This window comes from Paraflavitalea devenefica, from assembly GCF_011759375.1.
Lineage (GTDB): Bacteria > Bacteroidota > Bacteroidia > Chitinophagales > Chitinophagaceae > Paraflavitalea > Paraflavitalea devenefica.
Window position 1 is genome coordinate 13,716 of the sequence record NZ_JAARML010000001.1, and the last position, 15,527, is coordinate 29,242.

The following is a 15,527-nucleotide window of genomic DNA, read 5'->3' on the forward strand; positions in this document are numbered from 1 at the left end:
GTATTAAAAAAAAGATAACAGCTATAATTTGATAAGTAAGATGAGCGAGAAAAGCATGCTGATGCGTGTTTTCAAAATACGCAAGGCGTTATGTACCTGGTTCTTAACTGTTTTTTCAGATAGGTGTAGGCGGGAGGCGATCTCTTTATGGGAAAGTTGTTCTTTGCGGCTCAGGGCAAAGATCTCCTGCATTTTGGCAGGCAGGGCAGCAATGCCTTTTTCAATAAGCTGCGCCAGTTCTCTTTCACGTAGATATTCATCGGGGCAGTAAGCGCCCTGATCAAGAAAATCCTGCAAGGATGCCTGGTGATCGGTGCGTACTTTCCGGCGGTCGAGGCGATCAAAGAAGCGATAGCGGACAGCCTGGTACAACCAGCCGGCGAGGGAATCTGTGAGCATCAGGGTAGTTCGTTTATCCCATAAATAGATAAACACTTCCTGTACAATATCCTCTGCTTCATTTTCCTCCCGGGTGATCCGGCAGGCGTATACATACAGCAATCCCTGGAAGCGCTTATAAATTTCATTAAAAGCCGCTTCATCATTGCTTTTCAGCAATTGCACCAGTTCCATATCACTTAGTTCCTCATACATACAGGGAGCCCGGGACAGACAAGCAGCCGCAGCATAAAACAATAAATCGTCAGGAAAGATTTAACAGAATGGTAGTTTGAACAGGCGGGTAAATTTAGTACACAAAAGCCAGATAATGCCAATTCAGGTACAAGCACTGTTTGAAAAGAACAGATAATATTATATTTTTATTTGAAAGCTAAAGGAGGGCATGCCATTATGAAAATTCAAACCAAAAGAATTTATGAGCCTGCTGCCAAGGCAGATGGCTACCGCATTTTGATTGACCGGTTATGGCCACGCGGGTTTACCAAAGAAGGAGCGCCGATGGATACATGGATGAAGGATATCGCCCCTTCCACCGAACTGCGCAAATGGTATAATCATGAACCCGCAAAGTGGGAGGCGTTTTGTAAAAAATATTATGCGGAGATCGAAGGATCGGATGCATTGCAAGAGCTGTTGTCGGATATCCGGAAACACAAAACCGTGACCTTCCTGACTGCCTCAAAGAATGAGGAGTATAATCATGCCATTGCCTTGCGGCAATTGGTGCAAAAGCATCTAAAATAAAGAATAGTATCCCCTGCACCTATTTAAAATGCAGGTGTCCGAAGTAGGCCGGCAGGTGAAAGTTGGGCGTTGCCGCCTCAATGGCCGACCAGGTTACAAAGTGAGGTTCCGGCAACAGATCGCCGCACTTATAAAAATTACCCCGGCATTGAAGACCCAGCAGGGTTAGTGAGGGATGATGAATGAAGGTGGTAAGCGGAATACAGATGGTCAGTTCCCATTGTATGCCCTTGCTGTTGGGCTGCCGGGCGATGAAGGCCCGGGTAACAATTTGCCGCACGATGGGCTCCGGCAATAAGTTGCGCTTTGTTTTTGAAGGGCCATAACCTGCCAGGGCCGTACCCACACAATTAAATTCAAAGTTGTAATAACCGGCTTCGTCAAAGCCGATAAAGAACTCCACACAGCTATCTTGCCATACGGGCGAATTGACAACACTGTTCACAGCCCGGATGACTTTTTCTGTTACAAAATATTTCAGGAAGAGGTGCGTGTCATTGTACCCTGCAGCAAACTGCACAGTAGGTTTATAGGGATAGGTCTTCCAGGGAACTTCTTCTATGGACTGCTTTGGTAAAGCATTCAGTACCTGCTCCTGTTCATAAGTACTCTGGGTATCCTTGATGGCAATGCGCGTAACAGTTAATTGTTTCATAACCGGTTAAAGTTACTCATAACCTCCACAGCCTGCGTGCAAGCGCCACAATTTTGCACAATCGGTTGCATGCCGCCGGGGGAAACAGCGACCAACCATCCCTAAACAATACGATTAAATGTAATACCACTGCGGCCTCTATAGCAGAAATTCCTGCAGTAACAAACTGATTTCCGCTTTGCGTAAATGAGCTCGCCCCCCTGCCCGCTACCTTCGCGCCTGTTTTCAAAAAGCACATCAAAACACTGATATGATACGACGCTCTCCAAAGCTCACCAGCTTCCGTACAACCCCTATTGCTACTGCACTGGCCATCTGCCTGTTCAGCACCAATACAGTAATGGCCAATCCAAGCCCTATCGCCATTGGAACCCTCACCGACTTTCAGACGAAAGGCGTTATTAAAGGAAAGGTTTCTACCAGTGATGGCCTGCCGGCAGAGTATTCCACCGTGCAGCTAGCAGGCGGCGCCAGCATCCGCGTAGACAAGAATGGCCTTTATACATTCGAGAACCTCGAAGCCGGCACTTATAAGCTCACCGTAACATTTGTAGGCCAGGAGCCACAGGAAAAAACGGTGACCCTTCAGCCCGGTGAAACAGCCATTGTTGATTTTACCCTGGCCAAAAGTGCAAAGGCCCTCAATGAAGTATTGATCGTAGGTGATAAGTATTCGATCTCTTCCCGGAAGAAAAGTAACAGTATCGCCCGCCTTCCGCTTGGCAACCTGGAAAACCCGCAGGTGTACAGCGTGGTGGACAAGGAACTGATCCGCGAGCAGGTAGCCCTCACCCTTGATGAAGCCTTCCGGAACGTACCGGGTGCTGCACCTGCCAAAACCGGCGCCGGCATTCCCGCCTTTTTCTCACGCGGCTTCACCACCAGTGATAACCTGCGCAATGGCATGGCCACTTTTATCCGCACTACTATTGACCTTGCTACCGTAGAACGTGTAGAGGCTATTAAAGGTCCTTCCGGCACACTCTTCGGCGCCTCCATGATCTCCTTTGGTGGCCTGGTGAATTATATTACCAAAAAGCCGTATGACCGACTGGGTGGTGAAGTATCCTATATGCAGGGCAGTTATGACCTGAGCCGCCTCACGGCTGATTTCAATACGCCTGTTAATGAAGACAAAAGCCTGCTTTTCCGTGTGAATATGGCTTACCAGAAGGAAAACAGTTTCCAGGACCAGGGACATGGCACTACTTTCATGATCGCTCCCAGCTTTTCCTATAAGGTAGATGACCGGCTGACCCTGCGCCTCGATGCAGATATGCAGAATTTCCGGGGTACTTCCAGCTCTGCCTGGATCGTTGGTAATAATGTAAACGTGAAATCCTACGATCAGTTGAAATTAGGTTATAAACGTTCCCTGATAGACAATTCATTTACCGGCCGTCAGGCATCCAACAATATTTTTGCCCAGGCAGAATACAAGATATCCGATAGCTGGACCTCAACCACGAATTATGCGTGGGGCACCGGTGAATACAATGACCTTTATTATTTCAACCTTACCTGGCTCACCGATACGACGGTGGCAAGAGGCATAGGCGTTCACTCTCCGGATAAGCTGGGGCGTAAGCAGGTACAGCAAAATTTTACCGGCGATTTCAAGATCGGAAATATGCGTAACCGCCTGGTAGTGGGACTTGATTACCTGGGCCAGTACCGCAACCTCAAGTATTATTTCTTAAACCTGGATACGGTGAATACCGTAACGCCCCCGGTTAAAGACATACGGGTACAACAGGTAGATGACCGGCTGGCAGCCACCAATGCGCCCCTGAGCCTGAACAAGCAGTATGTATACGGCGCTTATTTTTCCGATGTGCTGAATATTACCGATTACCTGCTGGTAATGGCCAGCCTGCGGGTAGACCGTTTCGTGAACAAGGGAAATACAAACAACCTTACACAGGTGGTGAGCGGCGCTTATGAGCAAACCGCTTTCTCGCCCAAGTTTGGTATCGTGTACCAGCCTGTCAAAAACCAGGTGGCCATATTTGCCAACTATATGAATGGGTTTAAGAATGTGGCCAATGGCCCTCAACCGCCTACCGGTGAAGTATCTGAGTTCAAGCCACAGGAGGCCAATCAACTGGAAGGTGGTGTAAAACTGGACCTGCTGCGTGGTAAATTGAATGCCACGATCAGCTATTATGATATCCAGGTGACCAACAGTATACGCCCCGACCTTACCAATCCGGCCTATTCTGTACAGGATGGCACCCAGGAAAGCAAAGGTGTGGAAGTGGAAGTGCTTGGTAATCCTTTCCCCGGTTTCAACTTTGTATCTAATTATGGATACAATGAAAACAAGTTCAAAAAAGCGGCCGCCAGCATTGTAGGGAAGAGTGCTGCCGGAACGCCCAGGCATGTAGGGAATATCTGGGTCAGCTACAGCATCCTTAAAGGCAATGTGAAAGGATTGGGTTTCGGCGCCGGCGCCATGTATGTGTCAGACGCTTACTACAGCACGGCCAACACTTTTATATTGCCGTCTTACACCGTAATAGATGCCACTATTTTCTACAATAAACCCAAATACCGCCTCAGTATTAAGGCCAATAACCTGACTGATGAAAAGTACTGGGTAAGTGATGGCTTTTATGCACGGCCGCAGAAATCAGCCAACTTCCTGGTGAGTATAGCTTACAAGTTTTAATACAGATACACCGTCCAACAGGGCCCTTCGGAATGATCCGAAGGGCTTTTTCTTTTTCCAGACATCCCGCCTGCAAACCGGATTGCACCCGCTGTCACAGGAAAGAATACTGCTTTGTCTTATGTATAAAATACCATACAATGGATAACAGGAAAATGAAAAGAAGCAGGATGATCTACCGGATCTCTACCGGCATTATCACTATTGTAATGACCTTCAGCATTATCAGTTTTACATTCTTTGACGACTATGTTTACCCGGAAGGGGCCTTCAGTCATTTGCATTTGCCACCCTGGTTCAAAGCTGAGCTTACCATTGCCAAAGTGCTGGGCTTACTCGCTTTGCTGCTGCCGGGCGTGCCGCATAAACTAAAGGAGTTTGCTTATTGGGGATTTGGCCTCACGCTGGTATCTGCCATTATTGCGCATTCCTCCGTTGGAGATGGAATACTGTACATTATTGATCCCTTGTTGTTTTTTGTGACCCTGATAGTGTCCTACCTCTATTACAACAGGATCAGGAACTATGAGCAACCGGCGTCACCGTCTATAGAAGCCCTGGTATCCTGATATGGCCTGTCTACCGTTGGCTAACTGGCAATGACCGGCTGCTGGAAAAAAGACATGTCACCACATAGACAACGATATTTTGTGCTATAAATGCTTAGCACATGAAAAAGACCCGGCTGCTTACAGGATATCTTGTTCTTTCGGTAGTGCTTGTTCATCCGGTGCTGGCCCAAACTACAGCCATACCTGTAAAAGAAATAAGGGCGGGAGCTAACGGTGGAGAACCCCGGTTTGTGGCCGTACTTAACAACATCCTATATTTTTCGGCCAGCACCAGCGCCAATGGCAGGGAGTTGTGGAGAAGTGATGGCACCGATGCAGGCACCTACCTCCTGAAAGATATACGACCCGGCAGCGGTGATTCCGATCCTACCAACCTCACCGTATCAAATGGCATCCTGTTCTTTGGCGCCAATAACGGTATCAATGGATGGGAGCTCTGGAAAAGTGATGGTACCGAAGCCGGCACCGTAATGGTGAAGGATATTTATGCCGGCTTTACGTCGTCCAATGCCGACCTGTTTACAGATGTAAATGGTACACTCTTTTTCTCAGCGGCCACCAATGCCACCGGACAGGAGCTTTGGAAAAGCGATGGCACCGAAGCCGGTACAGTGTTGGTAAAAGATGTGGTGGCCGGCAGTTTCTCCGGTAACCCTTCCTGGCTCACCCATGTAAATGGTACTTTATTCTTTGCAGGCTATAATAGCTTCAATGGTTACGCATTGTGGAAGAGCAACGGTACCGAAGCTGGAACAGTACAGATAAAAGATGTTCCATTTGCGTTAAACCCGCATGATATGGCTGCGCTGGGTTCTACCTTATACTTCACCGGTAATGGTGGAGCCGATGGACCTGTATTTTGGCAAAGCGATGGTACCGAGACAGGCACCGTGATCGTTATTGATGTTACACCAGGTACCAGTGGCGGACCCAAGTTCACCACCAACATCAATAACACGCTTTACTTTGCAGCCACTAATGGCAGTTCCGGCGATGAGTTGTGGAAAAGTGATGGCACCGCAGCCGGCACCGTAATGGTGAAAGAGATCTACCCGGGCTCCGCAGGTTCAACACCACAGGAATTCAAATTCATCAATGGCGCCTGTTACTTCCAGGCCAATGATAATACTGCAGGAGTGGAGCTTTGGAAAACAGATGGCACGGCAGCAGGCACCGTACTGGTGCTCGACCTGGAGCCGGGTGTAAGCTCCAGTATCCCCACGAACATTACCGGGCTTAACGGCGATATTTACTTTGTAGCTTCTACAGGAACTTCAGGCCGGGAACTGTTCAAGCTGGTGAGCACCACATTACCCGTTACCTGGGTAAGCTTTATCAGCGCCTGGTTGCCCGATAATACGGTAAAACTCCAATGGCAGGTAACCAACGAAAGAGATAACAGCCATTATGAGCTACAGCATTCCACCAATGGGATTAGTTTCACCGCACTGGGGACAATACCGGCCAACACAATAGCAGCAGGTACTAATACCTATTCCTATATCCATCAGTCACCCACCCATACTACCAATTACTATCGCCTGAAGCAGGTAGATAAAGACGGGCGGTACGACTATAGCAAAATAGTAATTGCCACCACAAAAGGACAAGGCCCACCATCCTTCACTGTTTCACCCAATCCTGCTACCGGGTCAACCGTCACGCTGAGGAGTAGCCTGTTACTGGAGCAGCCCCACCTCATTACCATCACCGGAGAAGATGGGAAGCTGGTCAATAAGATACAGGTGCCGCAACAACCGGCCCCTCAATACCAGTTGCCGTTATACCACCTCTCCAATGGTATTTATTTCCTGCGAATAGAAGGCAATGGATATACCGATATCCGGAAGATATTGGTACAGCATTGAAAGACCATGCACAGATAGACGCCACTTCAGGGAGATGCAGCGCCGTACCATAATAAAAAATCCCGCTCCTTTTCGGAGCGGGATCTGTTGTAATAAGCAATTAATGTTGTTATCACATGGCGGCAAGCTGAACCTTTTGCTGCAGTTCCATGACACTTTCCCGGAAAGTACTATCGGTATCCATCAAGTCCTTTACGGTTTGGCAGGAGTGAATAACGGTCGTATGATCACGTCCGCCAAAATGTTCTCCAATCGTTTTCAGTGAATTTTTGGTAAATGCTTTGGCAAGGTACATAGTGATCTGCCTGGCCTGCACTATTTCCCGCTTGCGGGTTTTCTGCAATAATTTGTCGTAGGATACATCGAAGTATTCACAGACCATTTTCTGTATGGTTTCGATGGTAATTTCTTTACTACTGGTTTTCACAAAATTTCGGAGTACTCGTTTAGCTAAATCGAGGTCAATTTCCCGCTTATTTAGCGAAGATTGTGCCAATAATGAGATAAGCGCCCCTTCCAGTTCCCGCACGTTACTGTTGATATTATAAGCCAGGTATTTTACTACTTCACGGGGCATTTCCAACCCGTCGTTCTTCATCTTCCTGTCCAGGATCTCTATACGTGTTTCATAATCAGGCACCTGCAGATCGGCACTCAGTCCCCAGCGGAAACGGCTCAGCAAGCGCTCCTGTACCCCTTCAAGGTCTTTGGGCGGCTTATCGGAGGTAAGAATGAGCTGCTTTCCGCTCTGGTGCAGGTGGTTGAAGATGGCAAAGAACGCATCCTGCGACTTTTCGGCGCGGTTAAAGAACTGCACGTCATCAATGATCAGTACATCTACCAGTTGGTAAAAATGGATGAAGTCATTGATGGCATTGTTGCGGCTATGGTCCTGGAACTGGTTGATAAACTTTTCGGAGCTTACATATAATACCACTTTATTAGAATGCAGGCGTTTCACGTCGTTACCAATGGCCTGGGCCAGGTGGGTTTTACCCAAACCTACGCCACCATATATAACCAGTGGGTTGAAAGAGCTGGCGCCCGGCTTCTCCCCTACCGTTTTACCGGCGCGGCGGGCCACCCGGTTACTGTCGCCTTCTACAAAGTTCTCAAATGTATAGATGGGATTTAACTGCGGATCAATCTGCATTTTTTTCAAACCCGGAATAACGAACGGGTTCTTGACCGGGTTGTGTATGATCAGCGGGAAATCCATTTCATTGCTGGAGTAAGTTTTATACCCATGAGTAGGAATATCCATTGTCAATGGCTTGTTATTATGATTACCACTGTCCACCATGATACGATATTCCAACTGCGCCTCTTTGCCCAATACCCTACGCAAAGTCTTTGCCAACAAGTTCACATAATGTTCTTCCAGGTATTCATAAAAGAACTGGCTGGGCACCTGAATCACCAATACATTACCTTTTATTTCTACTGGCTTAATCGGCTCGAACCATGTTTTGAAATGCTGCCACTCAACGATATCCTTAATTATCTCCAAACAATTTACCCAAACTTTATCAAAAGACTTTGTCATTATGCTATCAGCAGTTTATTATGTTGAGTTAAGATTATTCTCGAACTGTTAACTAATCATGCCGCCTTGAACCGGTGTTTTTCTATGGATGTTGGATATCGCTATACTTCCAAAAAAAGTTATGCAGGGGGGCGAATATCAAAATTTTTTACTGAATAAAAAATTTTTTATTCCCTTGTTTTTTCGATCTCACATACAGATACAACCTCTGCAAATTTGCTGCCCCATTTTTTTTAAAAGAATATGTTTATTTCCAACGGTTCGCTATAACATACAACCTACCTGTACCACAATCACTTCTTACGCCTTTAATCGTTTTTTACTGCAAGTAGATTGCAACAAAAACAACAACGTACAACTAAATAAGTTAGTGGTGCCAACTTATTTATGCTTCTACTACAATCAGACTTTTGCTACTGACAATACAAGGTTTTAATAACCGGCTACTATCACCGGTAACAGGTTGAGCCGTCCATAGAATAAACTCTCTACACTTAACTATTAATAACTTCCGGGTGGTACTGCAGGAATTCCGCATGAAGAAAGAAAAGAACATAATATGCGGTAAAAGTACTTTCTTCATATATAAGCTGTGATGCTATTGAAGATACAAATTATTTAATACGGAGCGCATATTGGGCCAACTTTTTTGCCCCCCCTGGTTAAAATATTTTTTTGCCGGTTAATGTCCCTGAACAGGAAAAAAAGATTAACTTATTATACTCCGCAGCCACACTGTACTTTACCTCTCTTCTTAGCTGTTTTGCTTAATAACCTATCATTTGTTGCCAAAGACTTATTGCCTGTTGACAAATGTCTGTCCCCCGGCTGGACCAGATGAATAACAGGGGTTCAATCGGGGCTGGCCTGTAGTAATATTTCTATAATTTTTTTAGGGATGAACTTCTTATATATATCTATTTTTGCGCTACCAGCATTTTATTTTGTCAAGATCTTAATCACCCGATTTTTAGGTTAACTGCCTAACATCATGCAACAACAATGTACCATTAAGCTGCTTCCGGCCGAAGCAGCTACTGCCTCCATCGTGCAGCAATACGCAGCCTCCCATCTTGGAATACCACCAACCTCCATCACAGGTTATCATGTGCTCAAGCAATCTATTGATGCCAGAAGTAAGCAACCGTGGATATTATTGACCATCCGTGTTTTTGTCAATGAACCTTTCCAGGAACGTACCGCACAGCAACTGGCTTTGCAGGATGTATCCAAAGCTCCCCATACGGTGATCATTGTAGGCGCAGGGCCGGCAGGTTTGTTTGCCGCCCTCAAGCTCATTGAGCAAGGTATCCGGCCCCTATTACTCGAACGGGGTAAAGATGTACGATCCCGCCGCAGGGACCTTGCCTTATTAAATAAGGAAGGGACCATTAACCCCGAAAGTAATTATTGCTTTGGGGAAGGCGGCGCCGGCACGTACAGTGATGGGAAGTTATATACCCGTAGTACAAAGCGGGGCGATGTAAACCGCATCCTGAATATCCTGGTACAGTTTGGCGCAGAAGAAAAGATACTGTATGAAGCACATCCGCATGTAGGTACCAATAAACTACCCCAGATCATTACTGCTATCCGGGAGAAAATAGTGGACTGCGGCGGCGGGTTCCTCTTTGAGAAAAAGGTAACCGACTTTATCCTTGCCAATAACCAGGTGAAGGGAGTGAAAACAGCCGACGGTGATCGTTTTGAAGGCGATGCGGTGATCCTCGCTACCGGCCACTCAGCCAGGGATATCTTTGTATTGCTTCATCAGAAGAATATCCTGGTAGAAGCGAAACCGTTCGCGTTGGGAGTACGCATTGAACATCCTCAATCCTTAATTGACAGTATCCAATACCACTGCATCACCCGGGATGCGTTTCTGCCACCCGCTTCTTATAGTCTCGTTCAGCAGGTCAATGAACGTGGCGTATTTTCCTTTTGCATGTGCCCTGGTGGTATTATCGCTCCGGCGGCTACAGATGCCGGCGAACTGGTGGTCAATGGCTGGTCGCCTTCCAAACGTAATAATCCTTTTGCCAATTCGGGTATGGTAGTATCGGTGGAGATGCAGGATATTGCAGCCGCCAGCAAGAAGAAAGCTGCCTTAATAAAGGAGGGTCCGCAAAACCCCTTATCGGCTATGTACTTTCAGCAGGCCGTGGAAAAGAAGGCTTTTGACTATGGCGGTGGTAAATTTGTAGCGCCTGCCCAACGCATGGCCGATTTTGTGCAGCAAAAGGTATCTGCCAGTTTGCCCGGTTGTTCCTATCTCCCGGGCCTGCAGGCGGCTCCCCTCAATGAAGTGCTCCCGGACTTTATTCATGACTCACTTAAAAACGCCTTCCGGGAGTTCGGTAAAAAAATGAAGGGCTATTTCACCAATGAAGCGGTAGTGGTGGCTACTGAATCAAGGACCTCCTCGCCCGTGCGTATTCCGCGCGACCCGCAAACCCTGCAGCACCCCCAGGTAAGCCGGTTATACCCCTGTGCCGAAGGCGCCGGTTATGCCGGTGGTATTGTAAGCGCCGCTATGGATGGGGAGCGGGTAGTGGATGAAATTGTTAAGGTGTTATAACAAAAAACAGCATCCCTGTAATAAATCGTCCGTTTTGAGTACTAATAAGCGGTCCTGGTACTTTTTCGGCCCTGGGCCTGTTCCAACTAAAAACCGTAATACATGAATATACTGGAGGTAAAACACCTTAAGAAGTATTATGCTACGCAAAAAGCTGTAGATGATATCAGCTTTTCACTGGCGCCCGGCAGCATCTTTGGTTTGCTGGGTCCCAATGGCGCCGGCAAAACTACCCTTATCCGCATGCTTACAGGTATCACCTATCCCGATGAAGGAGAGATCATTTTTAATGGCCGTCCCTTCGATCCGGTCAATGATATTCTGAAAATTGGTTATATGCCCGAAGAAAGGGGGCTGTATAAGAAGATGAAGATCGGGGAACAGGCATTGTACCTGGCCCGCCTCAAAGGCCTCGGCAAGCTGGAAGCGATGGAAAGGGTAAGGGAATGGTTCCACCGTTTTGATATGCAGAGCTGGTGGAATAAGAAAGTGGAAGACCTTAGTAAAGGGATGAGCCAGAAACTCCAGTTTGTAACCACCGTATTACATGAACCCAAACTGATCATACTGGACGAGCCCTTCAGCGGCCTTGATCCTGTTAATGCCAATCTTATTAAAGATGAGATCTTCCGGCTCGCCCAGCAAGGCGCCAGCATTATCTTCAGTACACACCGTATGGAGCAGGTAGAAGAGATCTGCGATCATATTATCCTCGTTAATAAAGGGCATAAGATCCTGGACGGAACTGTCAAGCAGGTAAAACAACAATTCAAGGAAAACCTGTTCACCATCAGCATTGACACTATACCCCACAACATCAGCTCGCCGGCATTTGACGTACAGGACCGCGAAGAAGACAACCTCATCGTAAAAATAAGTGAAGGGCATAAACCCAATGAGGTATTGCAGCACTTCCTGGCAGAAGGCGTTAATATTACCGGCTTCTCAGAATTATTGCCTTCACTGAACGATATCTTCATCAGGCTGGTGGAAAGTACCCCCACGACCAGACAATTTGAAAAAATAACTGCCTAAACTTATTATATGAATAAGACCTGGATTGTTGCTCAACGGGAATTCAATAGCAGGGTAAAGAAAAAGACCTTCCTGCTAAGTACGATATTATTTCCATTGCTCATTTTCGGTTTCTATGCCTTCATCATTTACTTTTCCGTGAAAGGGAATGACGACCTGGTGATAGCCATAGCCGATAAGGCCAATGTGTTTAATGGAAAACTGGACAGTGACAGCGATGTAAAGTTTGCTTTTGTAAATGATGCTTCCGCAGCATCGCTTGAGCAGAAAGTAGAGAAAAAGCAATATGGAGGTTATATATATATTCCTGCTGACTTCAATATTTCTTCTGGCAGCCTGAACGTATATTATAACAAAACCATTGGCATGATCAGCCAGGAGCGGATAGAACGGCGTATCAATAAGCTGCTGGAACAAAAAAGATTGCTGGCCCTTAATATTACCCAGGAGCAACTGGATAGCGCCCGTAAAAGGTCGGCCATAGAATTCAAGCCTGTTTCAGGAGCCAAAGAAAGCGGCAAAGCAAAGGCAGGACTTAGCTATGCGGTGGGTTATGCTTCCGGATTCCTGATCTATATTATTCTTTTCATTTATGGCACCATGGTTATGCGGGGCGTCATGGAAGAGAAAACCAACCGTATAGCCGAAGTAATTGTGAGCAGCGTAAAACCTTTCCAACTGATGATGGGAAAGATCGTTGGGATTGGTGCGGTAGGTTTGCTCCAATTCATTATCTGGATAGTGCTGGGAGTGGCTGCCACGGCGTTGATCCCATTATTACTGCAAGGTGGTGATGCCAGTGCTGTACAAAATGTGCCGGGCGCAGGCGCCATGGTACAGGCATCACAAAGCAATCCTGTATCTGCAGTAATTAGCGATATCAATTTTGCCCTGATCTTACCTTGCTTCCTTTTTTACTTCCTGGGCGGGTACCTGCTGTATTCCTCTCTCTTTGCAGCCGTAGGCAGTGCAGTGAATGAAGATCCGCAGGATGCGCAAAGCCTGCTGCTACCGGTAACCATGCCCATCATCTTTGGCATTGTGATCATGACCAAAGCAGTGAATGACCCTACCGGTAACCTGTCTGTTTTCGGCAGCCTGTTCCCCCTTACCTCTCCCATCGTGATGATGGCCCGTATAGCGCATGGCGTACCGAATGGAGTAACTGCCTGGGAGCTGATATTAAGTATGGTGTTCCTCATCGCGGGTTTTATACTCACCACCTGGCTGGCCGGCAAAATTTACCGCACCGGCATCCTCATGTATGGTAAAAAACCTACCTGGAAAGAAATGTGGAAGTGGGCTTTTAGGAAAAGCTAGTGGTTAGTGGTAAATGGCTAGTGGGGAAATCAACCCTCCACTAGCCATTTGCTATTTATTACCTGCTGTTTTCCCACTCGCCACTAGCCACTTACTACTCGCCTTTCTTTCTAATCTACGTCCAACCTCCCACGCTTCAACTGTCTCTAATTGTTAAAAGTTCTCCCCCCGGAAGCTTCCCATGCAACATTTTACGAAATCTATCGTACATTTATACGAAGGATATCGTATTTCATAACCTGACAAAACCTTTTGTAATATGAGAAGCATTCGTAAGCATTTGCACTGGGTCATTCCCACCCTTGGATTATTCACCGTTGTTGCCCTCGTAGCCTGGAAAGACCGTCCGCAACAACCCGCGCCCGGGCAATCAGTGACCCAGGATACCGTTCCCGCCAAAAGAAATAAAGTAACCCGTGAAGCCGGTGAAAGAGACCTGGACAAGGAGATCCGGCAAATGGACGAAGCCAAAGAAAGACTGAAAGAAGTAGACTGGGACCGGGTTAAAAAGAGCATAGAAGAAGCCCAAAAGAATATTGATTTTGAGAAGATAAGATTGCAGACAGAGCTGGCTGCCAAGCAGATAGACATGGAGAAGATCAGCCGGGAAGTACAGGAATCACTAAAAAAGATTGATTTCGAAAAGATCCAAAAGGAGGTCAATGAATCACTGAAGAATGCCCATACTTATGTAGATGCAGAAAAGATCAAAAAGGAGCTGGCACAAGCTAGGCTGGAAGTAGAAAGGGAGTTAAAGAACAAGGACTGGGAAAAGGAACTGGAAGCCGTCAAAAAGCTAAATTCAGAAGAGTTCAGGAAGCAAATGGACCAGGCAAAGGAAGAAATGGAGAAGGCCAGAAAAGAGCTGGACATGGAAAAGCTGGGTCTGAAAGAAAAGATGGAAGATGCCTGGGTAGAGATCGGTAAGGCTAAAGAGGAATTCAAAGGCTACCAGGAAATGATCTACAGCATGGAAAAAGATGGTTTATTAAGCACCAAAAGCGACTATACGATCAAATATAAGGAAGGCGACCTGCTCATTAACGGCAAGAAACAATCCCAGCCCGTACTGGACAAGTATAAAAAGTATTTTAAAAAGGACAACGTCACCATCCGGAAAGAAGATGGCGATATGGACATTGATTTCGATTAATAGTGTTATTTTCTCATGTGACAAAAACGGGGCTGAGAACAGCCCCGTTTTTGTTTTTGCAGGGTGTACTGGTTGATGTAAAAGCGCTATGCAAACGTAGCTGGATGGCAGTCAGTAGGCGGGCTTACCCGTAAATACTTGCACTGGAATGGTAGTAAACTTGCACTGGAATAGCACTCCCAGTGCCTATCCGTATATAATGCGAATGCTATACCCTGTGCGCAACTTACGCAGTATCAGTACTATTAGACTACCTGCCAACCACCGTACCCATACAACCCAGTGCAAGTAGTAAGCTATCTGGCAAACCATACAAACAATATAAACTCCTGGTTCAAAAGGTATTAGCATAAAAAAGCGGTCCCGCCAATGGCGGGACCGCTGAATATTTTTATGTACGACCGGGCTTATTTACTATCCATCATGCGTAGGGGGTGGAATACATCGCTTTCATCATCAGCCCCCTCATTGCTGATATCAAAGTTCAATTTCAGAGGAACGCCCTCTTTCAGCGTAACTCCTTCTTTTCTATAGGTTTTATATCCTTTTTTTTCCAGTATGATGATCAACTCGCCGGCAGGCATCTGGGGCACTTTAAAGTTGCCGGAAGCATCGGTGGTTACAAATTCCTTTTTATCCTGGCCTTTGCCGGATATGGAAACAGTAACACCCTGAACCGGTTTTTTGGTGCCGGATTCGGACACAATGCCCGAAATGGCTGGTTCAGGTTTTCCACGGTCGTCGTGCCCGTTATTAGCTTTGGTTAACAAGGCAAGAGGAAGCATTGCTGTAAGCAACAGGAGTTTTTTCTTTCCTCTCATAAAATAGCGTTTAAAAGGTTGGCGAAGTAATGTTGTGACCACTCATCACCTGCATCTGGTGCTCATCCTTTATAAGGACACATACCTCATAAAGAATGTTGCACATTTCAGCAAGAAAGTTACCTATTCTTCTTCACTTACTAATGCCGGTCATGTAAATTA

General features: G+C 46.5%; 11 protein-coding genes and 2 pseudogenes. 9 read left to right on the forward strand and 4 right to left on the reverse strand.

Annotation, left to right across the window (positions count from 1 at the left end; genetic code table 11):
• Positions 1 to 21 precede the first annotated feature (21 nt).
• Positions 22 to 573: an RNA polymerase sigma-70 factor gene (locus HB364_RS00035; protein ID WP_208419824.1), complete on the reverse strand. Its 552-nt coding sequence runs from the start codon at positions 571 to 573 to the stop codon at positions 22 to 24.
• Positions 574 to 792: 219 nt separating this feature from the next.
• Here HB364_RS00035 and HB364_RS00040 point away from each other — a divergent pair, with 219 nt between their 5' ends.
• Positions 793 to 1,146, forward strand: coding sequence for a DUF488 domain-containing protein (locus HB364_RS00040; RefSeq protein WP_167285862.1), 354 nt, complete (start codon positions 793 to 795; stop codon positions 1,144 to 1,146).
• A gap of 19 nt (positions 1,147 to 1,165) precedes the next feature.
• Here HB364_RS00040 and HB364_RS00045 read toward each other — a convergent pair whose 3' ends face one another.
• Entirely contained in the window at positions 1,166 to 1,801 is a 636-nt protein-coding gene (locus tag HB364_RS00045; RefSeq protein WP_167285863.1) for a carbohydrate-binding family 9-like protein, read from the reverse strand.
• A gap of 250 nt (positions 1,802 to 2,051) precedes the next feature.
• On the opposite strand from HB364_RS00045, the gene HB364_RS00050 reads away from it, so the two are divergent.
• The 3 genes from HB364_RS00050 to HB364_RS00060 all read left to right on the forward strand — a co-directional run bounded on the left by HB364_RS00050 (position 2,052) and on the right by HB364_RS00060 (position 6,912).
• The gene (locus HB364_RS00050; protein WP_167285864.1) at positions 2,052 to 4,472 is read left to right on the forward strand and encodes a TonB-dependent receptor; all 2,421 of its coding nucleotides are present in this window, start codon (positions 2,052 to 2,054) and stop codon (positions 4,470 to 4,472) included.
• Between the two features lie 140 nt (positions 4,473 to 4,612).
• The gene (locus tag HB364_RS00055; protein WP_167285865.1) at positions 4,613 to 5,041 is read left to right on the forward strand and encodes a DoxX family protein; all 429 of its coding nucleotides are present in this window, start codon (positions 4,613 to 4,615) and stop codon (positions 5,039 to 5,041) included.
• Positions 5,042 to 5,142: 101 nt separating this feature from the next.
• Positions 5,143 to 6,912: an ELWxxDGT repeat protein gene (locus tag HB364_RS00060; RefSeq protein ID WP_167285866.1), complete on the forward strand. Its 1,770-nt coding sequence runs from the start codon at positions 5,143 to 5,145 to the stop codon at positions 6,910 to 6,912.
• Between the two features lie 112 nt (positions 6,913 to 7,024).
• Here HB364_RS00060 and dnaA read toward each other — a convergent pair whose 3' ends face one another.
• Positions 7,025 to 8,458, reverse strand: coding sequence for a chromosomal replication initiator protein DnaA (dnaA, locus tag HB364_RS00065; protein ID WP_167285867.1), 1,434 nt, complete (start codon positions 8,456 to 8,458; stop codon positions 7,025 to 7,027).
• A gap of 991 nt (positions 8,459 to 9,449) precedes the next feature.
• On the opposite strand from dnaA, the pseudogene HB364_RS33600 reads away from it, so the two are divergent.
• The 5 genes and pseudogenes from HB364_RS33600 to HB364_RS00085 form a co-directional block, all read left to right on the forward strand.
• Positions 9,450 to 10,151 (forward strand): annotated as a pseudogene (locus HB364_RS33600) (NAD(P)/FAD-dependent oxidoreductase); the annotation flags it as partial.
• Positions 10,152 to 10,316: 165 nt separating this feature from the next.
• Positions 10,317 to 11,036, forward strand: a pseudogene (locus HB364_RS33605) (NAD(P)/FAD-dependent oxidoreductase); the annotation flags it as partial.
• A 102-nt stretch (positions 11,037 to 11,138) separates the two neighbouring features.
• A complete protein-coding gene (locus HB364_RS00075; protein WP_167285869.1) occupies positions 11,139 to 12,071 on the forward strand; it encodes an ABC transporter ATP-binding protein in 933 nt (310 codons plus the stop codon).
• Between the two features lie 9 nt (positions 12,072 to 12,080).
• Positions 12,081 to 13,391: an ABC transporter permease gene (locus HB364_RS00080; protein WP_167285870.1), complete on the forward strand. Its 1,311-nt coding sequence runs from the start codon at positions 12,081 to 12,083 to the stop codon at positions 13,389 to 13,391.
• A gap of 259 nt (positions 13,392 to 13,650) precedes the next feature.
• Complete coding sequence (locus tag HB364_RS00085) at positions 13,651 to 14,544, forward strand: hypothetical protein (RefSeq protein ID WP_167285871.1); 894 nt, start codon at positions 13,651 to 13,653, stop codon at positions 14,542 to 14,544.
• 407 nt (positions 14,545 to 14,951) lie between these two features.
• On the opposite strand, the gene HB364_RS00090 is transcribed toward HB364_RS00085, so the two are convergent.
• On the reverse strand, positions 14,952 to 15,365 hold the full coding sequence (locus HB364_RS00090) for a carboxypeptidase-like regulatory domain-containing protein (protein ID WP_167285872.1): 414 nt from the start codon (positions 15,363 to 15,365) through the stop codon (positions 14,952 to 14,954).
• Positions 15,366 to 15,527: the final 162 nt, after the last annotated feature.

Excerpts from the sequence above, each read along its gene's own strand:
- HB364_RS00035 (WP_208419824.1), bottom strand. The coding sequence starts at position 573 with ATGGAACTGGTGCAATTGCTGAAAAGCAATGATGAAGCGGCTTTTAAT.
- HB364_RS00040 (WP_167285862.1), top strand. The coding sequence starts at position 793 with ATGAAAATTCAAACCAAAAGAATTTATGAGCCTGCTGCCAAGGCAGAT.
- HB364_RS00045 (WP_167285863.1), bottom strand. The coding sequence starts at position 1,801 with ATGAAACAATTAACTGTTACGCGCATTGCCATCAAGGATACCCAGAGT.
- HB364_RS00050 (WP_167285864.1), top strand. The coding sequence starts at position 2,052 with ATGATACGACGCTCTCCAAAGCTCACCAGCTTCCGTACAACCCCTATT.
- HB364_RS00055 (WP_167285865.1), top strand. The coding sequence starts at position 4,613 with ATGGATAACAGGAAAATGAAAAGAAGCAGGATGATCTACCGGATCTCT.
- HB364_RS00060 (WP_167285866.1), top strand. The coding sequence starts at position 5,143 with ATGAAAAAGACCCGGCTGCTTACAGGATATCTTGTTCTTTCGGTAGTG.
- dnaA (WP_167285867.1), bottom strand. The coding sequence starts at position 8,458 with ATGACAAAGTCTTTTGATAAAGTTTGGGTAAATTGTTTGGAGATAATT.
- HB364_RS00075 (WP_167285869.1), top strand. The coding sequence starts at position 11,139 with ATGAATATACTGGAGGTAAAACACCTTAAGAAGTATTATGCTACGCAA.
- HB364_RS00080 (WP_167285870.1), top strand. The coding sequence starts at position 12,081 with ATGAATAAGACCTGGATTGTTGCTCAACGGGAATTCAATAGCAGGGTA.
- HB364_RS00085 (WP_167285871.1), top strand. The coding sequence starts at position 13,651 with ATGAGAAGCATTCGTAAGCATTTGCACTGGGTCATTCCCACCCTTGGA.
- HB364_RS00090 (WP_167285872.1), bottom strand. The coding sequence starts at position 15,365 with ATGAGAGGAAAGAAAAAACTCCTGTTGCTTACAGCAATGCTTCCTCTT.